This is a genomic window from Trinickia sp. (genome assembly GCF_035492435.1).
Lineage (GTDB): Bacteria > Pseudomonadota > Gammaproteobacteria > Burkholderiales > Burkholderiaceae > Trinickia.
Genome location: NZ_DATJJF010000142.1, coordinates 1 through 23,872 on the forward strand (window position 1 = coordinate 1; position 23,872 = coordinate 23,872).

The following is a 23,872-nucleotide window of genomic DNA, read 5'->3' on the forward strand; positions in this document are numbered from 1 at the left end:
CGCGCAATCGTTCCATGGCCGTACTTTCTTCACGGTGAGCGTGGGCGGCCAGCCGAAGTATGCCGAGGGCTTTGGCCCCGTGCCGGCCGGCATCGTGCATTTGCCCTACAACGACATTGCGGCGGCGCGCGAGGCGATCGGTGCGAAAACGTGTGCCGTCATCGTCGAGCCGATTCAGGGCGAAGGCGGCGTGATCCCGGCCGATCCCGAATTCTTGCGCGCGCTGCGTGAAGCGTGCGACGCCCACGACGCGCTGCTGATCTTCGACGAAGTGCAAACGGGTGTCGGCCGCACAGGTCATTTCTACGCGTATATGGATACGGGAGTAACGCCTGACATCCTGACGACGGCCAAGGCACTCGGCAATGGCTTCCCGATCGGTGCGATGCTGACGACGAACGCCATCGCGGCGCATTTCAAGGTCGGTGTGCATGGCACGACGTACGGCGGCAATCCGCTCGGCGCCGCCATCGCGGGGAAGGTCGTCGAGCTGGTGAGCGATCCGGCGCTGCTCGAAGGCGTGAAGCGTCGTGCGGCGATGCTGACGGCTCGGCTCGATGCGCTCGGCAAGCGTTTCGGGCTTTTCAAAACGATTCGAGGCAAAGGCCTCTTGATCGGCGCCGAGCTCGTTGCCGCGTACGAAGGGCGCGCGAAGGACTTTATCGACGCCGCGGCGAGACATGGCGCGATGCTGCTGGTCGCCGGGCCCAACGTGCTCCGCTTTGCGCCCTCGCTCGTCATTTCAGACGATGAGATGGACGAGGGGCTTGCGCGTCTCGAGCGGGCGATCGCCGATGTCGTCGCGGCGACGGCCGACACAACGGGCCGCTGAACGCATGCAACCGACAAAGGCTGGAGGGACGATGCTTTACGTACGCCCGGGGAGGCTTTCCGATCTCGACGCGCTCGAGCAGATGGCGCACGCGGCGCGGCCCGTGTTGCATTCACTGCCCGATGACCGCTCGGCGCTCGAGGCGCGCGTTGCGCTATCCGAAGATTCGTTTGGCGCGGAAGTGGACTTTCCGGGCGAGGAGTTCTATCTCTTCGTGCTCGAAGACAGCGCTACCGGAAAACTGCTTGGCACTGCGAGCATCGTGGCGTCGGCCGGGTACGCAGCCCCGTTCTACGTCTTCCGCAACGACGCCCTGATCCATGCCTCGCGCGAGCTGCATGTGAGCCGCAAGATCCATGCGCTCACGATGTCGCATGAGCTCACGGGCAAGAGCCGGTTCGCGGGTTTCTACCTCGATCCCGCAGTGAAGGGCGATGAGGCGGCACATCTGCTCTCGCGCGCGCGGATGATGTACATCGCCGCCAATCGCCGGCGTTTCACACCCGAAGTGTTTTCGCTGCTGCTCGGCGTCAGCGATGAAGGCGGCACATCGCCGTTCTGGGAGGCCGTTGGCCGCAGGTTCTTCCGGCGCGACTTTCCCGACGTCGAAAAAATCTCGGGCGGGCGCAGTGCGACGTTCATCGCCGAGGTGATGCCGAGCTATCCGCTTTACGTGCCGCTGCTGCCGGAGAACGCACAGCGTGTGCTCGGCGAGCCGAACGCGAAGAGCTTGCTCGCTTACGACATCCATCTGGAGGAAGGCTTCGAGCCGGATCGTTTCGTCGACATCTTCGATGCGGGGCCGGTGCTGACCGCGCATGTCGATCGCACGGCTTGTGTCGCGCGTAACGAAATGCGCATCGTCCATGAAGTATCTCAGAGGGCCTCGGCCAGCGCGTGCGAGCCAACATCACCGGACGGCGCAATGGTCCGCGACGCAGGCAGGAGCCTCTACCTTGTCGCGAGCGGGCGCGCCGACCGCTTCGGGTGCGTGGTGGCTGAGCTGCCGCGCGGAACGTGGCAAGGGGCACCGCTCACCTCTGCGGCGCGTGCAGCCCTTGGCGTGGTTCACGGGGACCCCGTGCGCTGCGTGCCGCTCTCTCGGTACGCAGACGAAACCAGTGACACATGGGCGAGCACCGGAACGGGCGCGGAGGCTTCCGCTCCCGGGCGGGATTCGCGCGATGCCGCGTTGCGCCGTCGAGGAGACAGCCGATGATCGTCGTACGTGCTGTGAAGGCGGAAGATATCGACGCGCTGCTCGCGCTTGCGCGAGAAACGGGGCCCGGGCTCACCACGCTCAAGCCGGATCGCGAGGCGCTTGTCGCGCGCATCGAGCGCTCGAAGAAGACCATGGAAGGACGTGCCGCGCCGCATGAGGCGGGCTACTTGTTTGTCATGGAAGACTCGATGAGCGGCGATGTTGCGGGCGTATGCGGAATCGAAGCGCAAGTCGGTCTCGAGCAGCCGTTTTACAACTACCGCGTGAGCACCGTCGTCCATGCGAGTCAGGAACTCGGCGTCTGGACGAAGATGTCGCTGCTCAACATCTCCCATGACCTCACGGGCTATGCGGAGGTGTGCTCGCTCTTCCTCTCTCCGCGTTACCGAGCGCATGGCGTGGGCGGCCTCTTGTCGCGCTCGCGATTCATGTTCATCGCGCAGTTTCGCGATCGCTTTCCCGAGCGGCTTTGCGCCGAGCTCCGCGGACATTTCGATGCGGACGGCACGTCGCCATTCTGGCGCGCGGTCGGCTCGCATTTCTATCAGATCGACTTTAACGCCGCGGACTATCTGAGCGCCCATGGCCGCAAATCGTTTTTGGCCGAGTTGATGCCGCGCTATCCGGTCTACGCGGATCTATTGCCCGAGGATGCGCAGACCGTCATCGGCAAGACGCATCGCGACACGTCCCCCGCGCGCAAGATGCTCGAAGCGGAGGGGCTGCGCTACGAAAACCACGTCGACATCTTCGATGCCGGACCGGTCCTCGAATGTCACATCGACGATTTGCGGACGGTGTGTGAGAGCGTGGTCGTGCCTGTCGTTGTGGATACCGCGCGCTCGGGGGCAAGCGCTGAGGCGCGTGACCAAGCGCAGACCCATGAACAGGCCCATGCGCCGCGTTCGCTCGTCTCCAACACGCTGCTGACGGATTTTCGTGTCGGCACGGTGTCGGCGATGGTCGAAAACGGCACTTTGGTTTTGTCACCCGACGAGGCTGCCGCCCTTCACGTGCGCGACGGCGATCGCGTGCGGGTGTTGGCACTGGGGCGGGCGCAAGCCCAAGCTCAAGCCCAAGCCCAAGCAGGGTTGATTGAGGACGATCGACATGACAGAGCTTTTCATCAACGGTGAATGGGTCTCGGCGAGCGGCCGCGCCTTCGCTTCGCATAATCCGGGCACCGGCGAAGTCGTGTGGAAGGGCGGGAGCGCGACGGCCGGCGAGGTCGAGCACGCGGTGCTGAGTGCGCGTCGCGCGTTCGCGAGCTGGTCGGCAATGCCGATCGAGTCGCGCTGCGAAATCATCCGCCGCTTCGCTGCACTCGTCGTCGAGCGCAAGGAAACGCTTGCGCACGCCATCGGCCGCGAGACGGGCAAGCCGCTTTGGGAGGCGCGTACGGAAGTGGCTTCGATGGCGGCCAAGGTCGACATCTCAATCGCGGCGTATCGCGAGCGTACCGGCGAGAAGCGCACGCCGATGGCTGACGGCACTGCGGTGCTGCGGCACAGGCCGCACGGCGTCGTCGCTGTCTTCGGTCCGTACAACTTCCCCGGACACCTGCCGAACGGTCATATCGTGCCGGCGCTGATCGCCGGTAATACCATCGTTTTCAAACCGTCGGAACTCGCGCCCGAGGTGGCGCGCGCAACCGTGGACGTGTGGCGCGATGCCGGCTTGCCTGCGGGCGTGTTGAACCTGGTGCAAGGGGGTAAGGAGACGGGCATCGCGCTCGCCCGACATCGCCAGATCGACGGGCTCTTGTTCACGGGCAGCGCCGAGACGGGCACGCTGCTGCACCAGCAGTTCGGCGGGCGCCCGGAGATCGTCCTCGCGCTCGAAATGGGCGGCAACAACCCGCTCGTCGTCGCAGAGGTGGCCGATATTGACGCGGCGGTGCATCACGCTGTCCAGTCCGCGTATCTCTCGGCCGGGCAGCGCTGCACGTGCGCGCGCCGGATCTTCGTGCCGCGTGGCGCATTCGGCGATCGTTTCCTCGAGCGCTTCGTCGAGGTAACGTCCCGCATCGATTACGGCCTTTACGACGCCGAGCCGCAGCCTTTCATGGGTGCCGTGGTGTCGGCGCACGCGGCCGCGCGCCTCTTGGCCGCGCAGGACACGCTCATCCGAGCGGGCGCTGGCGTGCTGCTGCCGATGGAGCAGCGCGATCCGCAGCTCGGTTTCGTCAGTCCCGCGATCCTCGATGTCAGCGACGTATCCGATTTGCCCGACGTGGAGCACTTCGGCCCACTCGCGCAGATCATTCGCTACTCGAGTTTCGATGAGGCCGTCGAGCGCGCCAACGACACCGCGTATGGCTTGTCCGCCGGTCTCTTGGCCGACGATGAGACGGCCTGGGCGCAATTTCATCGCGCGATTCGCGCCGGCGTCGTGAACTGGAACCGGCCGACGAACGGGGCGTCCTCGGGGGCACCGTTCGGCGGCACGGGACGCTCGGGCAATCATCGTCCGAGTGCCTATTACGCGGCCGATTATTGCGCTTATCCAGTAGCCTCGATCGAAAGCGCGGGGCTGCAGATGCCGGCGAGCTTGTCGCCGGGCCTGCATTTCTGACACAGCACGGGACCACGAAGGATCATGCAAGCACGGGAAGCCAATTTCGACGGACTCGTAGGCCCGACGCACAACTACGCGGGGCTTTCATACGGCAATGTAGCGTCGCAGACGAATGAAAAAGCGGTAGCGAATCCGCAGGCCGCGGCGAAGCAGGGGCTGCGCAAGATGAAGCGGCTTGCCGACCTGGGCTTCTTGCAGGGCGTGCTACCGCCTCAGGAGCGGCCGTCGCTGCGTCTGTTGCGGGAGCTGGGCTTCTCCGGGTCCGACGCACGCGTCATCGAGCGTGCCGCCAAGGAGGCACCGGAAATGCTTGCCGCGGCGAGTTCGGCATCGGCCATGTGGACGGCCAACGCGGCGACGGTGAGCCCCTCGGCGGATACGGCGGACGGCCGCGTGCATTTCACGCCCGCCAATCTGACGAGCAAACTCCATCGTGCGATCGAGCACGAGGCAACGCGTCGCACGCTCAGGGCCATCTTTGCGGACGAGACGCGCTTCGTCGTGCATGAGGCCTTGCCCGGCACGCCAGCACTCGGCGACGAAGGCGCGGCAAACCATACGCGCTTGTGCGCCGCCTATGATGAGCCCGGCGTCGAGTTTTTCGTCTATGGACGCAGCGAATATCGGCACGGGCCCCAGCCACAGCGCTATCCGGCCCGCCAGACGTTCGAAGCAAGCCGTGCCGTCGCGCAACGGCACGGTTTGGGCGAGGATGCGACCGTCTATGTGCAGCAAAATCCCGAAGTCATCGACGAGGGCGTGTTCCACAACGATGTGATCGCGGTGGGCAATCGCCAGACGCTCTTTTGCCACGAGCGTGCCTTCGTCAATCAGCCGGTCGTACTGGAGCAGTTGCGTGCGCAACTTGCCAAGTTCAGCGCGGCTTTGAACGTGATCGAAGTGCCCAGCGCACGCGTCACCGTCGCAGACGCGGTCTCTTCGTATCTGTTCAACAGCCAACTGCTGACGCGGCCTGACGGGCGCGATCTGCTCGTCGTGCCACAGGAGTGCCGCGAGCATCCCCGCGTGTCGGCTTATCTCGATGAGCTCGTGGGCGTAGGCGGGCCGATCGCAGAGCTGCTCGTTTTCGATTTGCGCGAGAGCATGAGAAACGGCGGCGGCCCCGCCTGTCTGCGCCTGCGCGTCGTTCTCAACGAGGCCGAGCGTAAGGCCGTGCGGCCCGGCGTGTGGATGGACGATGCGCTTTTTGCGCACCTCGACGCATGGATCGGCAAGCACTATCGCGATCGGCTCGCGCCCGAGGACCTGGCGGATCCGGCGCTCATCGCCGAATCGCGTACAGCCTTGGACGAACTGACGCAGATTCTAGGCATCGGATCGCTCTATGACTTCCAGCGCTGAACGGCGTCTTTCGCCGATGCTCGCCGATTTCTTGAGCTTCACGCTGTCCGGCGCGCGGCCGAACGGCGAAGAGGCCTCCGGTGAATGCGCGGTGGGGCTGCGCTATGTATGGCACGGTGAGGGCATCTTGCAGCTGGAGCCGTCGACGGCCGCCGCGCCTTTGTTGCGGAGCGCGGACTCGCAGGCAGGAGTGGGGGCAGTCCGCACTACGGGCTCAAGCGATGCGACCATGAGCGTGCTGCTTTCTGCCGGCGTGCATGGTGATGAAACGGCGCCCATTGAGTTGCTTTCGCGGCTCGTCGCCGACTTGGCGCTCGGCGTCTTGCCACTCGCATGCCGGCTGCTGGTCGTGCTGGGCAACTTGGACGCCATGCGCGCTGGAACCCGGTATCTCGACGATGATTTGAACCGGCTCTTTCGCGGCCGGCACACTCAGCTCGCGGCGAGCCGGGAGTCGCCGCGTGCGGCCGCGCTCGAGGCCGCCACCGCGCGTTTTTTCGAGCAAGGCATGCGCGCCGACGGCAGACCCGATGCGCGTTGGCACCTCGACATGCATACGGCGATTCGCGGTTCGGTGTTCGAGCAGTTTGCGTTGCTGCCGCACACGGGCAATGCGCCGTCGCAGGCGATGCTCGACTGGCTCAGTCAGGCGGGGATTGCCGCGGTGTTGTTGCACACCGCGAAGGGCAACACCTTTTCGCAGTACACGGCGGAAACGTTCGGTGCGACTGCGTGCACGCTCGAGCTTGGCCGGGTCCGTCCGTTCGGGCAGAACGATATCGCGCGTTTCGCGGCCGCGGACAACGGCGTGCGTGCGCTGATCTCTGGCGCGCCCATTGAGCGCACGTCGCCAATGCCGCGCGTTTTCACGGTGGTCGATGAAATTACGAAGCTCAGCGAGCGATTTGAACTGAAAATCGCTGCCGACGTGCTCAATTTCACGCCGTTTTGCAAGGGCACGGTGCTGGCAGTCGATGGAGACTATGAGTACGTTGTTTCGCGCGATGAGGAGCGGATCGTGTTCCCCAATCCGGCCGTGAAGCCGGGCTTGCGGGCCGGGCTCGTGGTCGTTGAAACGACACCGGAGGCGATTGCCGGAGTGGCCGAGCAAAGGTCGTCGGCGCCTTGATAAAAGGTATCTGCGTTTGTTGGTTGATACCCGGGTACTCCGCTGCCTCGCAACGGTAGGGCACGTATCTGCGATGCATCGCTCGGCCGACCTATCTTTCCGCACTACGCGCAAAACGTTGATCGACCGGCGATGGAGGGCAGGGCGCCGTTTAGAAAAAGCCCGCGGCCGTCCCCCAAAGGGAGACGCAGCGGGCATCGTTTTCTGCTGGTGGGCTACTCGCCCGGCACAGACGACGGCCCTGAAGGAACGATGCTTGACGCGCTTCTTTAATCAATTCGGAAAACGTGGAAGGCGAGGACCGTCTTTCGGTTCGTAACGCGCCATGTTCAATTGCATCGCGAGGAACGAGTAATAGCCCGCGATGGCAGTGATGTCGACGGTGCCCTGCTTGCCGAAACGTTGCTCCGCTCGATGGAATGTCGCGTCCGAGACGCTTTTGTTTTTTAGAATTTCGGTCGTGAAATCGTAGACGATGTCCTCATCGGCGCTCATTCCAGTCGGCCGCCGGCCATCGGCGATGGCATCCACGATGCTCTTCGAAATTCCGGCCTTTAGCGCAATTGGGTAATGGAAGCTCCACTCGAAATCCTGCGATGACTCGCGCGCCGTGACGAGGATAACGAGTTCGCTTAGCGTGTTGCCGATCGACGAATGGAAGCGAAGGTAATCACCCATCGAACGAGCCTGGTTCATGACCTCGGGGCTGTACATCATCGGCTCAAACGGGCCAAACACAGGCGTTTTGCGTGCTGCCAAAAACTCCTCGCTCGCTTTGTTCTGCTCGGCGGTGTAATGAGCGGGCGGGATTGTCGGTAGGCGCTCTTGCGCGAAGACTTGGCTCGTGACGAGCATGGCGCCAACCAACAAAGTAAAACGAGAAATCATGGGGACTACTCACTAAAAATTAAAAATGATGAGGCTACCGATTAACCACATTTGACATCCACCCCGCCCTCTATCGGTGGCTGCCGCTAACGCGGGAAGGACGGGGATTCCTACGGTGCCCGGGGCCGGCATTGCGCTAGCGGCCGGGTCACTTCGCACGCGCGCGCAGCCGGGCCAGCGCGTGCGTGCCAAAGTCGGTCTTCTTCCAGCTAGTGCTAAACATCCAGCTTGAAAATCGACACGGACTTTCTCAAATCGGCCGCCTGAGACTCGAGCGAGCTGGCGGCGGCCGCCGCCTGCTCGACCAGCGCCGCGTTCTGCTGCGTGACTTCGTCCATCTGCGTGACGGCCTGATTAACCTGGCCGATGCCCTTGCTCTGTTCCTGCGTAGCCGCGGCGATTTCAGCCATGATGTCGGTCACCCGCCGGATCTCGAGGGTGATCTCGCTCATCTTCGCGCCAGCTTCTCGTACATGGCCGGCACCGGCCTGCACGCGTTCGACGGACTCCTGGATCAACCCCTTTATTTCCTTGGACGCTACCGATGAGCGCTGCGCGAGCGAGCGCACTTCCGAGGCCACCACGGCGAACCCACGGCCCTGCTCGCCCGCGCGCGCCGCTTCGACAGCCGCGTTCAGCGCAAGAATATTGGTTTGGAAGGCGATGCCTTCGATGATGCCAACGATCTCGGCAATCTTGTCTGAGCTGGCGTTGATGCCGTCCATGGTTTCCACCACACGTGACACCACGGTGCCACCTTGCTGCGCCACCTGAGCGGCCTGCGCGGCGAGCTGGTTGGCCTGACTGGCGTTGTCGGCATTCTGGGTGACGGTCGAGGTCATTTGCTCCATGCTCGATGCCGTTTCCTCGAGCGACGCGGCCTGCTCTTCGGTGCGCTGCGACAAGTCCTGGTTGCCCGCCGCGATCTGATGCGTGGCCGTGGCAATCGAGTCGGCTGAGATCTTGATCGCGCCGATCGTATGCGTGAGCTGCTCCTGCATGCACTTCATCGAAAACAGCAGGCTCGATCGGTCGTTCGGTGCCGTCTTCACTATGGCAGTCAGATCGTTACTGGCAATCTGGCTCGCGATCTCGGCGGCGTAGGACGGCTCACCACCCAGTGCGCGGAGGATGCCCCGGTTGAGCAGGAACACGACAGCCGAGAGGGCGCCGGCCAGTATGACCAGACTCCCCAGGCTTCGGTAGAGCGTTAAGCGGAATGCTGCATCGAGGTCGTCGACATAAAGTCCCGTCGTGAGAATCCAATCCCAAGGCTGATAGGACAAGGCGTAGACGACCTTCGGAGATGCCTCGGTACTCCCCGGTTTGGGAAAGGAATACGTGGTAAAGCCCTGGCCGTCACTTTTGATAACAGCGACGATGTCACGGAAGTAAGGAACGCCGTTCGGGTCCTTGTTGTCGATGACGTTTTTGCCCTCCAGTGCTGGTCTTGGCGGGTCCATCAGCATCGTCGGCTGAGAATTGATGATCACGAAATAACCGTTATCGCCGTATCGCATTTTCCGGACGCTGTCCATGGCCCGTTTCTGGGCTTCCGCGATAGGTATGGAGCCGGCGGCCGCCTGATCGCCAAGCGTTTTGACGACGCTTAGGGCGATCTCCGACGCGTTTTTCAGGTTTGTCTTGCGCTCGTCCAGGCGCATTTCTCTCGTCTGGTATGCGTTGTAGATCGAGACACCGGCGAGACAAAGCAGGCTCAGGATTAGCGGGAGCCAGAGCCTTTGAACAAAAGACAACTTCATATTTGTGAAACCTTTGTATGGAACAGGCCACGAGCAAACAAAAATCGTCGCGCGCAGAGGCTGCGAGTGAGACGCTAGGAGTCACGCCGACACGATCAGCGCTGATTTCTATGCATTCGGCTCGATAAGCTGGTTATCGAACACCTCGCTAGTATTGTTATCGGCATAAACGACCGAAATTTCAGGTGCGCATGAGCCAAAAATGAGTGAAATGGGCCGGCCACGGCAATGGCGGCTGGCGCGCTCCCAAAGAAAATAAGGGCGAGGCGCCACGACATGGCTACGGAGAGCGCTTTCCGCCGCTCGTAGGTTCTCGTCTGGTTGGAATGCCGCCGCCCGCGCAGAGCCTCCTGCTGGCTCACGGTCTCGCTGTCACCCACCCACCTGTCACGATGCCCGGCGAGTGTGAAGGCGGACTGGTTAGCCTCGCATTGGCGATTGTTCAGCTACCGAAACGGAGCCGGGAACGAACGCTAAAGGAGGGCATGATCACGGACAGTCGTGTTAATCCAAGCTTCGACGCTTTTGGCACTCTATTCGAGCGCTATTCGCAGAATGTCGAGACCTTCGCGCGAGCGTTCACGGACCAGCGCAAGGCAAGCCGTTCCGTGTCCGACGTGGCATGAGGTCACGTTGATCGCCTGCGACGTGGCGCGGAGCGCTTTGCCGACGATATGCAGAGGAACGTCGAGCGCAAAATCGGGCGGCTGCGCACGCGAGCGGAGAGCGGAGCCGCAAGCTGGGCAGTTGACTGGCTCAGCTATGCGACTGATGCGATCTAACCTCAGGTCCTGATGTGGCAACAACTACGTCGCGCATTGGGAGGCGGGCATGCCGACGGTGCTCGAGTTCGAGGATGAGGTTTAGGCTACTTCGTGTCCCGCATCCGGCGCGAGGTGCGTGGGCTGGCGGCCGCGCGACGCGATCGTGTTCACGGGGGCAGAGGGGGCATTGGCGAGAACGCGCGTTGATCCGTGAGCGCGTTCTTGCCGGCATGGCATGGCATGGCTTGGCGTGGAGCTCGACGAAGCGCGAAACCTAAGCAACGAGACGGTAATTTCCGGGTGCTCGCGCTGCGCGCGGCTACCGACGAGGAACCCATGATCGCACAGCACACGCTGGACACGGGGCATCTCGCCCTTGCGTCTGGGCACGCCTCATGACATGAGCGATTCGGGCCGAAGATGCGGCAAGCGGGTTGCCACATGGTCGTTGCACGAGCGCAACCGACGAGGGAAAGGCACAACGCATGGAGGAGACCATCATGCTTCCAGCACTCGTTGCGTTCATTCGGTAGCGGGTTGTTGCCTGGCGATTCCTGATGACTCGACGCGATCAAGCGCCGAAATAGACCGTTGCGTTTAGGCGTGCGGCGTGTTCGTCGTGGTCGCTGGAGTGAGCCAGGAACTGGGCGCGCCGCCAGTCGCTTTCATCACGATTGGCAAACGCGACGACCGAACGCGAGCGACGAGTTGCAGACGTCGGTAAGGACTGCGGGGCGCGAGAAATACGGACCAGCGCGAGTGCGGCTGCCAACATGATAGCTTCCTTGTTCAATTCTCCACCTGCTGGGTATTCGAACTCCAGCTGGCCTGCTGGTAGAGCGTTTCCGCAGTAGTGGGACAATCTTTGAGAGGGCGAGAAGGGGGGGCGGTGCGATCGGGCGAGATCGTTGTGGCGACCTGCCCGGGCGTCCGAAATCAGCACATTAATGGTGGCGGTACGTGTTCGAGTCGGCCATCGACACGGCGGCCGGGCGTTCTGCTTCCGAAGAACCCGCTACGACACCACCGTAACCACTTGCTGCGCCGTTCTGCGCAGCCACCTTGGCTTCTGCCGCCTGTATTTCAACCGGATAGGTCGTGTGACCGCCGCTGGCGTGATAGCCGACTTGCTCAAGTTGGACGAGGTCGGCGCGCACTTGCGCACGAGTGACAGGCTCGTTCGATTGAGCGAACGATACGACAGGCGTGGCCAAGGCCGAAGCGAGCGCGAGGGCGGGAATGAGTGACTTGAGCATGGTGAAACCTCCAGTTCTTGGCCGCGAAGGGCGATTGTTGATCGCCGAACAAGGTGCGCGACGACATGGAGGTAATTATAAGCAGAGACTATTGTTGTTGGCACGTTGATAGTTCTTATCAACCTTATAGTTTGCTTTTAAAGTGGGGCTTGATTGGTCGAACGACTGTTCGTGGCCTGGCCGATTGCCGCCCGACGCAGCCGAGCGTAGCCGACCCGCAGCAGCTCTCTGAACTGCGCTCGCGACAGCGGCTTCCTGGGCATGACGGTCATTGCAAAGGGAAAGGAAACCTTGTGCGCGGGGCGGCCGACCAGGTTTGGCTGACTTACTCCGTCCTTAGTTGCGCAACGCGATTGCGCTCGCCGGTGATCGACGGCGCAATCAGTGGCGACGGCAAGACATCTCCGTTCATAAAATAGAAAGCTATATGAATGCATTGCGAAAGATTTGCATGCAACGTGTTGTTGATTTCTTGAATCTCTCGCTCAGATCTGTATATCCTCCCACTTCGCGCTAGAAGCAGAAGCACACGCTTCAGCCCATCCTCCTGGTTTGCAGCACCTAAACCAACCCGCGTTTTGTGCATTGCCTTCAGGTTTGTCAATCCATCAGTGGACACGCGATTCGTTTGTCCATGGAGTATCCAATGAGCACTGTCTCCGACGCGGCACGCGTGTCCGCTGAGCGCGCGCTGGAAAATCGTACGTCCGGCCGGCGCGTGATCGTCGTTTCTACGATCGGCAACGCACTCGAATGGTTCGATTTCATGGTGTACAGCTTTTTCGCTGTCATCATCGCCAAGCTGTATTTCCCCGCAACGAATCCGACGGTTTCGATGCTGGCAACGTGGGGAACGTTCGGCGTCGGCTTCCTGACGCGTCCGGTCGGCGGCCTGGTGCTTGGCGCCATCTCGGACCGCGCGGGACGCAAGTCCGCGCTCACCATCACCATATCGCTGATGGCGATCGGCATCGCACTTATCGCGTTTGCACCGACCTACCAAGCGATCGGTATCGGCGCGCCGATCATGATGCTCCTCGGCCGGTTGTTGCAGGGCTTTTCGACAGGCGGTGAAGTCGGCTGCGCGACGGCGTTGCTCGTCGAATATGCGCCGGCGAACCGCCGCGGCTATTTCGGCAGTTATCAGATGGTGGCGCAAGCCACTGCCATGTTGTTGGGCTCGCTTTTCGGCGCGGTGCTGACGCGCTCGCTGAGTCCCGAGCATCTGTTGAGCTGGGGATGGCGCATTCCCTTCATTGCCGGTCTCTTGATCGTGCCGATTGGCCTTCAGCTGCGGCGCAAGCTTGAAGAGTCTCCTGTATTCGTCGCAAAGAGCCGCGAGCGCGAATTGAGCGATCGTCCCGTTCGCGATGCCGCGACGCGGCACTGGGTGCCAGTGGTAGTGGGTATGGGGCTGACCGTGTTCAACACGGTCGGCACCTACATCTTCCTGCTCTACATGCCGAGTCACGCAACGCACACCCTGCATCTGCCGCTGGCGGATACGTTGATCAGCTCCTCGATCAGCTCGGTTTGCTATCTCTTCTTGAGCCCGTTCGCGGGTGCGCTTTCCGATCGAATCGGGCGCAAGAAGATCATGGTGACCTCGATGGCGCTGACGTTTATCGTGGCTTATCCGGCCTTCTTGTTCCTGACTGAGCATCCAAGCCTCCTGTCGCTCATCGCCTGCCAGGGGCTGCTGACCGTGATTTTTTCGTTCCACCAGGGCTCCTACCCGGCGTTTCTTTCGGAGTTGTTCCCGGCCAACGTACGCTCGACGGGGATTGCGGTCAGCTACAACGTAGGCGTCATGATCTTCGGTGGCTTCGCGCCGGCAATCGTGCAGTGGCTTACGATGACGACAGGTGATCCGCTCTCGATTTGCTACTACGTGATGTTCGGCTCAGCGCTTGGATTGCTGACGCTAATTCCGCTGCGCGATCGTTACAACGAGGCGTTGCGCTGAGCACGGCCACAAGCCGCAGGTGCAACACACTTTCGCTGGTTTTCGCGCTCGCCGTACCGAGCGCGAGTTTCGCGCAGCGGGCAAGCAGCGACGATGAGCCTTACGCGGGAGATGCGTTATGAATGACCCTACCCATGAGCTGCTTTATCGCAACCTCCAGGAAGTCTTCGGTGAAGGCGATGCAACGCGTCGTCGAGCGGCTATCGAGGAGCTCTATACCGAGGACTGCGTGCTCTGCGTGCCTCCGGGTGTATTCGTCGGGCACGACGCAATCGATAAATTTGCAGGGGATCTTCGCGCAACGCATCCGCACTTCGCTTATACACCGCACGGCGAACCTCAGACTCTCCACAACGCCGGTCGTCTGGCTTGGGGTTCTGGCCCACGTGGGGAAGCGCCCGACTATACGGGCTTGGATGTGATCATCGTTCGTGATGGGAAGATCGCAGCGCTCTATGTCTTCCTCGATTCCAACCTCGCATAACCGATGCCCCAAAGAAGCCGATGACCGATTCAGCACGGTGCGAGCTTGGCAGTCCGCTGTTTGAGTGGAATGGCCGCTCGAATGACCGACCGTGTGACAGGGCTGGCAAACGGCGACAAAAGGCCGTTCTGCGATACCACCTCGGTAGCCACTTGCAGTCCGCCGTTTCCATTGCGCTGGACAATGACAAATCAACCGCGGAATGTGGACACCCAAAAAAATCGGGCATCGGGCCCAAGCAGGTATGAAAGATGCGCGTCCTTCATCCTGCTCGCAGGCCGCCGCTCGGCGGGTTGCGCAGTTTCCTTAACGTTGTTCGAAGGAGAAAGTGCGATGAACAGCCCGATGCGTCGTGATCCGCTCTCGATCGAATCGATTCCGGACATTTTCCAAGGGTTTTTCAGGCCGATGCGCTCGTTGGCATCGCTCACCGGCGATATGCCGCTGTCGGAGGTCAAGCTCGACGTCAGCGAAAGCGAAAACAACTATATGGTCAAAGCCGACCTGCCTGGCGTCGATAAAAAAGACATCGATGTGAAGATCGACGGCAACGTCGTTTCGATCACCGCTAAAGCCGAAAGCACCAAAGAGATGAAGGAAGGCGAGCGCTTGATTCGCAGTGAACGCTATTCCGGCATGATCAGCCGCTCGTTCTCGCTCGATTCCGATATCGACGAGAACGCTGCCACCGCCCAGTATCAGGACGGTGTGCTGACGCTGACGTTGCCCAAGAAGACGACTTCAGCGCACAAGCATCTGCAAATCAGCTAACGATCGACCCCGCGTGTCGCGATGCGAGTGCACCCAATGGCGTGCCATTCAGGCAGGGCGAACGAGAAAGGCCCCCGCCGGCAAGAGTCCGCGCCAAAACGCGTTACGATCTTCTCGGGGGGCTGCACCCCTGAGAACCCCTAATCTAAAGCGTTTCGACTTCGCGCATCGGCGCGTGCGCAAAGAACCGGCCGAGTTCGCGCGCGAGTTCGTTGAGCACACTCATTTCTTCTTGCGAGATCTTGCGCGGTTGATGGGAATGCAGCCAGTCGCCATAAAGCAGTGCAACGGTCGATTGGTTCGCAGGGACCGGAAGCAGCACGAACGCGCGAGCGTCGGCGAAGGCAGCCCGGTACCAGTGCGGCAGTCGCGCGGTGATTTTGGCTTCGTGCGCGTTTTCGATGAAGATGCCCACCGAGTTTGCGATGGCAAGGTGAAAGACATCGGGCTTGAACGCCTCGTCGAACCGCAATTTCGGCAACAGCTTTTCGACGTCGCGGCCAAATCCGAGCTTTGCTGCGAAAACCCCCGAGGCTTGGCGCACGAAGACGACGGCCCGCGCGAGGCCGAGCCCGGCGAGCACTGTTTCGGAGGCGAGCGCGAGCACCGGAGCCAAGGCATTCTCGGAGGGCAGGGCGCGCAGATCCTCGAGGCCGGCAGCGATGCGCGCCTCGGCGCTGATGCCGGCGCGCGCAATGGCATCGGCATTGGCGCGTAGCTCGACGATTTCGCCCATCACCCCCTCGCCGGCTTCTTCGCGCGCGAGCGCGATGGACAGGCCGACCAGCGCCTCCGGCTCAGTTGAGAGCGCATCGCCATAACGGCGCGCGACTTCGGCGAGATGCGCTTCGACGACATGCGGGGCTGCGCCGGGCGCGGTAAGGGCATTGGAGACGTCGGTCGAAAAGTTCGTGACGGCGCGCAGCCACCGCATATCCTCGGGTTCGTCGGCATCGGGCTCGAAGCTTTTCATGCCGCCGCAAATGGTCTCGGGCAGCCGCCAACGCGCGGCGGCCTCAAGGCCGATTTCCTCGAAGCTCACGCCGAGCACCGCCCTGCAGGCGGCGTTTTCGTCCAGGGTACTGCTTTCGGCCCGGCGGCGAATCGTTTCCCACTCGGCCTCGAGATAGCAGACCACGAGCAGTCGGCCGACCTGGCGCATCAACGTGCAGACAACGGCTTCTTCGCTCGTGCGCAGATCCAGGTTCTCGGTCAGTTTGCGCGCGACGCAGCCCGACAACATCGCGCGGTTCAATTCGAGCTTGGCGTCGATCCGGTGCGGTGCGCTTTGATGGAAGTGATCGACGATCTTGAGGCCGACGATCAGATGACCGACGGCGTCAATGCCGAGCACCATCAGCGCGCGGGTGACGGTTGTGATGTTACCGCCGAACGCCATGTACATCGCCGAGTTGGCGAGCCGCAGCACCTTTTGCGTCAGCGCGAAATCGGAGAGGACCACTTGGACGAGCGCCGAGAGGTCGAGGTCGTCGTTGTTGATTGCGGCCATCGTCGCGCGCAGCGACTGTGACAGCATCGGAAAGTCGCCGCGCTCGCTGATTTGCGTCCACAGCTTGTCGAGCAGCGCCGCCTTTACCATGTCGTCAATCTCATCAAAACCGTATGCATTTCATTGTCTGGCGAGGGTTGCCGCGGCCAATGCCTGATCCTGGATCCGTGCGGTGAGTTCGGCGTCGTGCAGCCGGAGCGTGCGCGCGTGAAAGCGCTGCGCAAGCTCTTCCGAGGGCAGCGCCTTGCAGACTAGCCATCCTTGGATGTGATCGCAGCCCATCTGCGTCAAGAGCTGCCGCTGTTCCTCGGTTTCGACGCCCTCCGCGACGAGCTCGAGCTCGAGCGTTTGAGCGAGCCCGACCACCGCGGACACGATCGCCTGATCGTTGCGAGAGGTTAGCAGGTTCTCGACAAAACTGCGGTCGATCTTTAATTTGGCGAGAGGAAAACGTTGCAAATAGGCAAGACTGGAATAGCCAGTGCCGAAATCGTCGACGGCGAACCGAATGCCGATGGCGGTAAGCTCCTCCAAGAGCTGCTTGGCGTGTGCCGGGTCTTGCATCAGCAAGCTTTCGGTAATCTCGAGCACAAGGCGGCTCGCATCGAGCCCTGTCAGCGTCAACGCGTCGCGCACGTTTTGTGTGAAACGCGGGTCGTGAAATTGTTGGGGTGACACGTTGACCGCGACGTATTGCAACGGAAAACCTTGCGTGTCCCATTGCACGACCTGCATGCACGCGACTTTCAATACCCAGTTGCCCAGGTAGTGAATAAGGCCGATCGACTCGGCAAGCGGCACGAATGTCGACGGCGGCACGAGCCCATGCACAGGGTGATGCCACCGGATCAGCGCTTCCACGCCCACGACGCCGCAGGTCTGGCTGCTCGTGATCGGCTGGAAATGCAGTGAGAATTCGCCGTTGCGCACGCCGTCGTAAAGGTCCGCCTCGAGCTTGAGGCGTTCCGCGCCGGCCGCGTCGTCGTGGGGTGTGTGAAACGCCAGCGTATTGCTGCCCGATGCCTTGGCCTGGGCGAGCGCGTGATCGGCCCGGCGCAGCCACTGTTCATTGAGCGCTGCACGAGCGTCGCTCTGTAGCTCCGGATAGAGCGCGATGCCGACGCTGGCCGAAAGGTGCACGGGCTGTCCGTTGAATGCATACGGCTGTTGCACGGCCGCCATGAGGCGCCGGCCGAGCGCCTCGGCGGCGAGCGCCGCTTCACCGGGCGTGGCGGCCCGCAAGAGCAGCGCGAACTCGTCGCTCGTCACGCGCGCGAGCGTTTCGGCCGGCGAGACAAGGCTCGCGAGACGCTGTGCCGTGTCGCGCAACAGCGCATCGCCGGCATCGTGCCCCAACGCCCGGTTCACGCGCTGGTAGTCGTCGAGATCGACGAGCAACAACGCGGCCCCAGTGCCGGTTGCATCGACCTCATCCTGCGCGGTCTTGATCTGTGCCCCGAGTGCCGTGCCGTTTGCAAGGCCTGTCATGCTGTCGTTGTGGAGCGCATCGGTGAGTCGTGCTTCGGTCTCACGCCAGCTCGTCACGTCGAACGCGCAGATGGCGAAGCCCGGTGTGCCCTCGTACGTGCTCGACATGACCCGCAACTCGACGGGGATCGGGTAGGTGAGCGACTTCATCAGATGCAGCGTCGCCCGCTCGACGCCGCCACTCGCAGCCGCCCGTGCGACAAGCGCGTCGAGGGCCACCGTGTCAGCCGCTGCGACGAGTTCATGCAGCGTTACCGCCAGCAAGTATTCACGCCCGTACCCGACGAAGCGCAGGCTCGCCTCGGAGACGTAAACAAAGCGCAGGTTCGCGTCGACATGAGCGACGAAATCGACGGCGCCGACGATCGGCTCGAGGGCGGCAGCCAGCGTTGCGCCCGTGCCGCCGGCGCGGCTTGGGCGCGATGACCGGTCCCGACGCCAAAACAGATCCATCGCCGCGCGTAACGAACCGAGCCGCACGGCGCTATTGCCTTTTCCTTCCACTTCCATTGTCTCTCGCTGACGACTGACTTTGAACCGGCCGAACAGGGCGCCCGGTAACGCGGCAGGAAGGCGCGCGTACGTCGCCATACCTCACATCTACGCTTTAACGGCGCGGCGCAGCATTTCTTTAGCGGTCAGTCCAATCAAGACGGAACTGCGAGCCGAGAGCGCAGCGCAACGCGCTCGCACGTGGTTCAATGGCGCATGGCACATTTATCTGCCGCAACCACATCAGGAAAACGAATGAAACGAAGCATCGGCCGTCGCGCGGGCGTACTCGTGCTGTGTGCGGGTCTTTTGAGCTGGTCTTTCGATGCACTGGCCGTGTTGAAGGCTGGCCAGCAGGCCCCCGATTTCACGACGCAAGCCGCGCAGGGCGGCAAGGTTTATAACTATTCGCTGGCCGACGCACTGAAACGGGGCCCCGTCGTCCTCTACTTCTATCCGGCCGCCTTTACGAGGGGCTGCACGATCGAAGCGCATCTCTTTGCCGATGCCGTCGACGATTTCAAACGGTACGGCGCGACGGTCATCGGCGTGTCGCACGATAACATCGACACGCTCGAGCGCTTTTCCGTCAGCGAATGCCGCAGCAAGTTCCCGGTCGCGGCCGACCAAGACGGCCACATCATCGGCGCCTATGACGCGGCACTGCCGTTCATGAAAACGGCGAACCGGGTGTCCTACGTGATTGCGCCTGATGGCACGGTTCTTTACGAATACACATCGCTTTCGCCCGATCAGCACGTCAAGAACACGCTCGATGTGGTGAAGCGCTGGGCACAGACGCATCGCCAGCCTTGAGTTCGACCGCGCCGGGCCTCCGGCGCGGCTGGGAGCCCACGCCGAAGGCGGCACACGCGGCGTCCCGTGAGTGCAATCAGGGAACGCCGGCGCTCAGCGGTCAGTCCTGGGGCGGGGGCGGCGGGGGAGCATCATATCCCTGCGCACCCGCGGACTCAGGAGGTGCCTGCTCTTCCTGAGCGCCCGGCGGCGGAGGAGGCGGCGCGTAGTAGCCCGGTGCGCTGGATTGCGGCGGTCCGCTGTATTGTTGGCGATAGCCGCTGGCTGCGCCGCGCGGCATGGGCACGCGCTCGCCGGCTGCGTACATGCATTGGACGTACGCGTAGTCGTAGCGGCGCTGGACGCCATAGGCGGAGCCTTGGGCGTTGCCGGCGCCGACCAGGCCACCTGCGAGCAGGCCTGCGCCTGCGCCCACCGCCGCCCCGTGGCCGCCGCCGAACGCAGCGCCAGCCGCGGCGCCGAGGGCCGTACCGATGGCGGCAGTGCCGAGGGCGCTGGTGGTGGCCGCCTGCTGCGTGGTCACGCCGCCAACCTGCTGAGAAGCATATTGACGACACGACCCGTCGTCAGCGCGGAACTGATCGAACGATTTGCCGCTGCCGGGCAGCGCCATGACCGTCGGCCCCGTGGGCATGACGGTGCAACCGGCCAGCACGGCGAGGCCGAGGAGCGCCGCCGGTGCGGCAGCGCGTACGCGCGACGCACGTCGAGCCGTGGAAAGAGCAGTCGATTGATTCATATTGCTTACTGGTTCGGTGAAGGCGGAGCCGCCGGGACTTGCTGCCAGCCGCTGGGGCATTCTTTGACATAGGGGTAATACGTCTTGCTTTCCGCGCAGTACCACCAAGTGCCCGATGAATTCGAAGCGGGCGGTGCGCTTTCCTGCGGGCGCTCGACGTATTCATCCGGTTGGGGCGGCTCAACGACCACCGGCGCGGCCGGCACGACGACCGGCGGCGCGTACCCGTAAGGCGCGTAACCGTACGGCGCGTAGTAACCCCCGTAACCCCCCCAATACCCCGGTCCCACGCCAACGCCCACGCGCACCCATGCTTGGGCAGCGCTGCTAAAGCAAACCGCAGCCGTGGCAACGAGCGCGAATCCAGCTGTTCGCCATCGCACGATGTTTCTCCTTTTCGATTAAATTCGCCGTCAGCTGCGGCGTCCCGGATATACAGGCTATGCCATCCGGGGCAACAGTGCCATAACACACGATTTCACAATTGTTTCCGCGATTTACTGCGGGCGAGCGGCCGGCTCTTGCCCCCGCCACGCGCCCCGTAGCCGGTCCATGTAGAGGTAGACGACGGGTGTCGTGTAGAGGGTCAAGATCTGGCTCACAATGAGCCCCCCGACGATCGAGATGCCGAGCGGTGCGCGCAGTTCGGCCCCGTCGCCGCTGCCGAAGGCGAGCGGCAGTGCGCCGAGCAGTGCCGCGCAGGTCGTCATGAGAATCGGCCGAAAGCGCAAGAGGCAAGCGCGGGCAATCGCATCAGTCGACGAAAGCCCTTGACGAGACGCCTCGAGCGCAAAATCGACCATCATGATCGCATTCTTTTTCACAATCCCGATGAGCAGGATGACGCCGATTAACGCGATGATGCTGAACTCCGTCTTGAAGAGCAACAGTGCGAGCAGCGCGCCAACGCCCGCCGAGGGCAGTGTGGAGAGAATCGTGACGGGGTGGATGTAGCTTTCGTAAAGTATGCCGAGCACGATGTAGACCGCCGCGAGTGCCGCGAGAATGAGCAGCGGCATATCCCTAAGCGACTGCTGAAAGGCCTGTGCGGTGCCCGAAAAGCTGCCGCGAACTGTCTGCGGCATGCCGATTGCGATCATCGTTTCGTCGATTGCGCGGGAGGCGTCCGACAGTGATTTGCCGGGTGGCAAGTTGAATGAGATCGTCGTTGCCACGAACTGGCCTTGATGGTTGACCGAGAGCGGCGTGTTTCCCGGCCCAAAGGCGGCAATCGCCGAAAGCGGGACCATCGTTTCCTTCGATGTCGAGACAGCCGCGCCCGTCGATGCGCTCGAGCGGCCGCTGGCTGCGATCGCGTTGTTGGCGAGATTGCGGGCCGTGTCGCTCGCAATCGTCGCTGCGCTCTCGCTTGTCGCGGTGCTCGAGCCTGTCGATGCGCCGCCCGATTGTCCTGATTGTCCCGTTTGCACCGGCGGCCCCGTGACAGTTCCAGCCACAAAGCCGCTCGATTGCGTGCCGCTCGAGTTACCGCCCCCGGTGCTCACGTAAATTTGATTGAGCATCTCAGGACTTTGCCAATAGCGCGGCGCGACTTCCATAACCACGTGATACTGGTTGAGCGGGTTGTAAATCGTCGAGACTTGGCGCTGGCCAAATGCATCGTAAAGCGTATTGTCGATTTGCGAGGGCGTGATATTGAGGCGCGCCGCGCTCGCGCGATCGATTACGACCCTCGATTGAAGCCCGCCTTGTTGCTGGTCGGAGTTGACGTCCGCAAGCTCGGGCCGGTGCCGGAGCGCTTCGGTGAGCCGAGGCGCCCATTGGTACAGATCAGTCGTGGAGTCGGCGAGCAGTGTGAATTGATATTGCGCGCTCGACATCCGGCCGCCGACGCGAATGTCCTGAACCGCTTGCAAAAAAGTTTGTACGCCAGCGACGTGAGACAGCGGCCCCCGCAGTTGCGCGATCACCTGATCGGCGGACATCTTGCGCTGACCCTTCGGCTTAAGCGCAATGAACATGAAGCCTGAGTTGGTCTGGCGCCCGCCCGTGAATCCTGTAACGGAATCCACAGCGGGATTGCGCTGGATGATCTGCATCATCTCGGCAAACTTCTCCTTCATCAGCTGGAAGGAGGTAGCCTGGTCGGCCACAAGTCCACCGATGAGTCTTCCGGTGTCCTGCTGCGGGAAGAACCCCTTGGGCACGGAGACGTAGAGATAGACGTTGAGGGCGATCGTCGCGATGAGGGTCATGATGACGATGCGCGGGTGAGCGAGCGCCCAGCCGAGCGTGCGCGCATAGCCGTTTGTGAGCCCGGTGAAGCCGCTTTCAAGCCAGCGCGTCAATCGGCTTTCCTCCCGAGCCGTGCCACGTGCGCGCAACAGCCGCGAGCACATCATCGGCGTCACCGTGAGCGAGACGAGCAGTGAGACGCCGATCGCCAGCGACAGCGTTACCGCGAACTCGCGAAAAAGCCGGCCGACGATGCCGCCCATCAGCAAAATCGGCAAAAACACGGCGACGAGCGAGACGCTGATGGACAGCACCGTGAAGCCGACTTCACGCGCCCCGAGGTAGGCAGCCCGCATCGGCGGCATGCCCTCTTCGATGTGCCGAGTAATGTTTTCGAGCACGACAATCGCGTCATCAACAACGAAACCCGTGGCGACGATGAGCGCCATCAGAGAGAGATTGTCGAGCGAGTAGCCGATCAGGTACATCGCAGCGAATGTGCCGATGATCGAAATCGGCACGGCAACGCTGGGAATCAGCGTCGCGCGCCAGTTGCGCAAGAAAAGGAACACCACAGCCACGACGAGCACGACCGCGATCAAGAGCGTGCGCTCCGTGTCCTTCAGCGAGGCACGGATCGTGAGCGAGCGGTCGGCAACCGGTGTCACGTCGATGGCGGCCGGCAGTGCCGCCTTCAGACGAGGAATCATGGCGACCACGCGATCGACCGTGTCGACGATGTTCGCACCAGGCTGGCGGTAAATGATCACGAGCACCGAGTGCGCGCCGTTCATGAGTCCGAGGTTGCGCAAATCCTCGACCGAGTCGACAACCTCACTGACATCGGAGAGCTTCACGCCGGCGCCGTTGCGATAGGCGACGACGAGATCCTTGTACTGCGAGGCCTGCGTGGCTTGGTCGTTCGTATAGAGCTGCACGCGGCGCTCGCCGAAATCGATCGAACCTTTGGGGCTGTTCGCGTTCGCGGAGGCGAGCGCCGCGCGCACATCCTCGAGGCCGATGCCGTAATGGAAGAGCGCTTGCGGCTCCAACTCGACGCGCACAGCAGGGTTCGCCGAGCCGCTCACATCGACTTCACCCACGCCGTCGACTTGCGAGAGCGCCTGTTGCAGTACCGTCGAGGCCGCATCGTAAAGTTTGCCCGCGCGCAGCGTCGGCGAGGTGAGTGCGAGGATCAGAATCGGCGCGTCCGCGGGGTTGACCTTGTGATAGGTCGGATTGCTGCGCAGGCTCGTCGGCAGATCGGCACGTGCGGCGTTGATGGCCGCCTGCACGTCGCGTGCGGCGCCGTCGATGTCGCGCGACAGTCCAAACTGCAACGTAATGCGCGTGAAGCCGACAGAGCTTTGCGATGTCATTTCGGTGACATCGGCGATTTGTCCGAGATGTCGCTCGAGCGGGCTCGCGACGCTCGTTGCCATCGTCTCGGGGCTTGCACCCGGCATCTGCGCCTGTACGGCGATGGTCGGAAAATCGACTTGCGGCAAAGGGGCGACGGGCAGCTTGCCAAAGGCGAATAGGCCCGCCAGTGCAACGCCGATCGCGAGCAGCGTGGTCGCAACGGGCCGCGAAATGAAGAGTCGCGACAGGTTCATC

18 protein-coding genes and 1 pseudogene are annotated in these 23,872 nt (G+C 62.5%); 10 read left to right on the top strand and 9 right to left on the bottom strand.

What is annotated here, in order from left to right; translation table 11 throughout:
- The 6 genes and pseudogenes from VL598_RS10805 to astE form a co-directional block, all read left to right on the top strand.
- A partial coding sequence (locus VL598_RS10805) for an aminotransferase class III-fold pyridoxal phosphate-dependent enzyme (protein ID WP_325326709.1) occupies nucleotides 1-832 on the top strand: 832 nt, incomplete at its 5' end.
- A gap of 31 nt (nucleotides 833-863) precedes the next feature.
- Nucleotides 864-2,051, top strand: coding sequence for an arginine/ornithine succinyltransferase subunit alpha (gene aruF / locus VL598_RS10810; protein WP_325326710.1), 1,188 nt, complete (start codon nucleotides 864-866; stop codon nucleotides 2,049-2,051).
- Nucleotides 2,048-3,103: pseudogene (gene astA, locus VL598_RS10815) on the top strand (arginine N-succinyltransferase); the annotation flags it as partial. The gene aruF and the pseudogene astA, both read left to right, overlap by 4 nt.
- Nucleotides 3,104-3,164: 61 nt before the next feature.
- Entirely contained in the window at nucleotides 3,165-4,628 is a 1,464-nt protein-coding gene (astD, locus tag VL598_RS10820; protein WP_325326711.1) for a succinylglutamate-semialdehyde dehydrogenase, read from the top strand.
- Nucleotides 4,629-4,652: 24 nt separating this feature from the next.
- Nucleotides 4,653-5,993, top strand: coding sequence for an N-succinylarginine dihydrolase (gene astB, locus VL598_RS10825; RefSeq protein WP_325326712.1), 1,341 nt, complete (start codon nucleotides 4,653-4,655; stop codon nucleotides 5,991-5,993).
- Entirely contained in the window at nucleotides 5,977-7,122 is a 1,146-nt protein-coding gene (gene astE / locus VL598_RS10830) for a succinylglutamate desuccinylase (RefSeq protein ID WP_325326713.1), read from the top strand. Before astB ends, astE begins: the two co-directional genes overlap by 17 nt.
- A 273-nt stretch (nucleotides 7,123-7,395) precedes the next feature.
- Here the strand turns inward: astE and VL598_RS10835 are convergent, their stop codons facing one another.
- The 4 genes from VL598_RS10835 to VL598_RS10850 form a co-directional block, all read right to left on the bottom strand.
- A complete protein-coding gene (locus VL598_RS10835) occupies nucleotides 7,396-8,010 on the bottom strand; it encodes a carboxymuconolactone decarboxylase family protein (protein ID WP_325326714.1) in 615 nt (204 codons plus the stop codon).
- A 215-nt stretch (nucleotides 8,011-8,225) separates the two neighbouring features.
- Nucleotides 8,226-9,773, bottom strand: a complete 1,548-nt coding sequence (locus VL598_RS10840; protein ID WP_325326715.1) for a methyl-accepting chemotaxis protein — start codon at nucleotides 9,771-9,773, stop codon at nucleotides 8,226-8,228.
- Nucleotides 9,774-11,108: 1,335 nt separating this feature from the next.
- Nucleotides 11,109-11,312 carry a hypothetical protein gene (locus VL598_RS10845; protein WP_325326716.1) on the bottom strand — a complete coding sequence of 68 codons (204 nt, stop codon included), beginning with the start codon at nucleotides 11,310-11,312 and terminating at the stop codon, nucleotides 11,109-11,111.
- 169 nt (nucleotides 11,313-11,481) lie between these two features.
- The gene (locus tag VL598_RS10850; protein WP_325326717.1) at nucleotides 11,482-11,793 is read right to left on the bottom strand and encodes a DUF4148 domain-containing protein; all 312 of its coding nucleotides are present in this window, start codon (nucleotides 11,791-11,793) and stop codon (nucleotides 11,482-11,484) included.
- A gap of 646 nt (nucleotides 11,794-12,439) precedes the next feature.
- Between VL598_RS10850 and VL598_RS10855 the strand changes: the two genes are divergently transcribed.
- The 3 genes from VL598_RS10855 to VL598_RS10865 all read left to right on the top strand — a co-directional run bounded on the left by VL598_RS10855 (nucleotide 12,440) and on the right by VL598_RS10865 (nucleotide 15,014).
- A complete protein-coding gene (locus tag VL598_RS10855) occupies nucleotides 12,440-13,759 on the top strand; it encodes an MFS transporter (RefSeq protein WP_325326718.1) in 1,320 nt (439 codons plus the stop codon).
- Nucleotides 13,760-13,877: 118 nt separating this feature from the next.
- Nucleotides 13,878-14,243, top strand: coding sequence for a nuclear transport factor 2 family protein (locus tag VL598_RS10860; protein ID WP_325326719.1), 366 nt, complete (start codon nucleotides 13,878-13,880; stop codon nucleotides 14,241-14,243).
- A 333-nt stretch (nucleotides 14,244-14,576) separates the two neighbouring features.
- Nucleotides 14,577-15,014 (top strand): Hsp20/alpha crystallin family protein, encoded by a 438-nt coding sequence (locus VL598_RS10865; RefSeq protein ID WP_325326730.1) that lies wholly within the window; start codon nucleotides 14,577-14,579, stop codon nucleotides 15,012-15,014.
- Nucleotides 15,015-15,159: 145 nt separating this feature from the next.
- Here VL598_RS10865 and VL598_RS10870 read toward each other — a convergent pair whose 3' ends face one another.
- Both VL598_RS10870 and VL598_RS10875 read right to left on the bottom strand, forming a co-directional pair.
- Complete coding sequence (locus VL598_RS10870; RefSeq protein WP_325326720.1) at nucleotides 15,160-16,614, bottom strand: HDOD domain-containing protein; 1,455 nt, start codon at nucleotides 16,612-16,614, stop codon at nucleotides 15,160-15,162.
- Between the two features lie 30 nt (nucleotides 16,615-16,644).
- Nucleotides 16,645-18,516: a putative bifunctional diguanylate cyclase/phosphodiesterase gene (locus VL598_RS10875; RefSeq protein ID WP_414718701.1), complete on the bottom strand. Its 1,872-nt coding sequence runs from the start codon at nucleotides 18,514-18,516 to the stop codon at nucleotides 16,645-16,647.
- A gap of 243 nt (nucleotides 18,517-18,759) precedes the next feature.
- Here VL598_RS10875 and VL598_RS10880 point away from each other — a divergent pair, with 243 nt between their 5' ends.
- The gene (locus VL598_RS10880; protein ID WP_325326721.1) at nucleotides 18,760-19,320 is read left to right on the top strand and encodes a peroxiredoxin; all 561 of its coding nucleotides are present in this window, start codon (nucleotides 18,760-18,762) and stop codon (nucleotides 19,318-19,320) included.
- Between the two features lie 100 nt (nucleotides 19,321-19,420).
- Here the strand turns inward: VL598_RS10880 and VL598_RS10885 are convergent, their stop codons facing one another.
- The 3 genes from VL598_RS10885 to VL598_RS10895 form a co-directional block, all read right to left on the bottom strand.
- Nucleotides 19,421-20,059, bottom strand: coding sequence for a hypothetical protein (locus VL598_RS10885; RefSeq protein ID WP_414718700.1), 639 nt, complete (start codon nucleotides 20,057-20,059; stop codon nucleotides 19,421-19,423).
- Between the two features lie 5 nt (nucleotides 20,060-20,064).
- Complete coding sequence (locus VL598_RS10890) at nucleotides 20,065-20,442, bottom strand: hypothetical protein (RefSeq protein ID WP_325326722.1); 378 nt, start codon at nucleotides 20,440-20,442, stop codon at nucleotides 20,065-20,067.
- Between the two features lie 114 nt (nucleotides 20,443-20,556).
- Nucleotides 20,557-23,871: an efflux RND transporter permease subunit gene (locus VL598_RS10895; RefSeq protein ID WP_325326723.1), complete on the bottom strand. Its 3,315-nt coding sequence runs from the start codon at nucleotides 23,869-23,871 to the stop codon at nucleotides 20,557-20,559.
- Nucleotide 23,872 lies beyond the last annotated feature (1 nt).

Bases quoted from the DNA above. Each gene is read 5' to 3' on its own strand.
- aruF (WP_325326710.1), top strand. From the start codon at position 864: ATGCTTTACGTACGCCCGGGGAGGCTTTCCGATCTCGACGCGCTCGAG.
- astD (WP_325326711.1), top strand. From the start codon at position 3,165: ATGACAGAGCTTTTCATCAACGGTGAATGGGTCTCGGCGAGCGGCCGC.
- astB (WP_325326712.1), top strand. From the start codon at position 4,653: ATGCAAGCACGGGAAGCCAATTTCGACGGACTCGTAGGCCCGACGCAC.
- astE (WP_325326713.1), top strand. From the start codon at position 5,977: ATGACTTCCAGCGCTGAACGGCGTCTTTCGCCGATGCTCGCCGATTTC.
- VL598_RS10835 (WP_325326714.1), bottom strand. From the start codon at position 8,010: ATGATTTCTCGTTTTACTTTGTTGGTTGGCGCCATGCTCGTCACGAGC.
- VL598_RS10840 (WP_325326715.1), bottom strand. From the start codon at position 9,773: ATGAAGTTGTCTTTTGTTCAAAGGCTCTGGCTCCCGCTAATCCTGAGC.
- VL598_RS10845 (WP_325326716.1), bottom strand. From the start codon at position 11,312: ATGTTGGCAGCCGCACTCGCGCTGGTCCGTATTTCTCGCGCCCCGCAG.
- VL598_RS10850 (WP_325326717.1), bottom strand. From the start codon at position 11,793: ATGCTCAAGTCACTCATTCCCGCCCTCGCGCTCGCTTCGGCCTTGGCC.
- VL598_RS10855 (WP_325326718.1), top strand. From the start codon at position 12,440: ATGAGCACTGTCTCCGACGCGGCACGCGTGTCCGCTGAGCGCGCGCTG.
- VL598_RS10860 (WP_325326719.1), top strand. From the start codon at position 13,878: ATGAATGACCCTACCCATGAGCTGCTTTATCGCAACCTCCAGGAAGTC.
- VL598_RS10865 (WP_325326730.1), top strand. From the start codon at position 14,577: ATGAACAGCCCGATGCGTCGTGATCCGCTCTCGATCGAATCGATTCCG.
- VL598_RS10870 (WP_325326720.1), bottom strand. From the start codon at position 16,614: ATGGTAAAGGCGGCGCTGCTCGACAAGCTGTGGACGCAAATCAGCGAG.
- VL598_RS10880 (WP_325326721.1), top strand. From the start codon at position 18,760: ATGAAACGAAGCATCGGCCGTCGCGCGGGCGTACTCGTGCTGTGTGCG.
- VL598_RS10885 (WP_414718700.1), bottom strand. From the start codon at position 20,059: ATGAATCAATCGACTGCTCTTTCCACGGCTCGACGTGCGTCGCGCGTA.
- VL598_RS10895 (WP_325326723.1), bottom strand. From the start codon at position 23,871: ATGAACCTGTCGCGACTCTTCATTTCGCGGCCCGTTGCGACCACGCTG.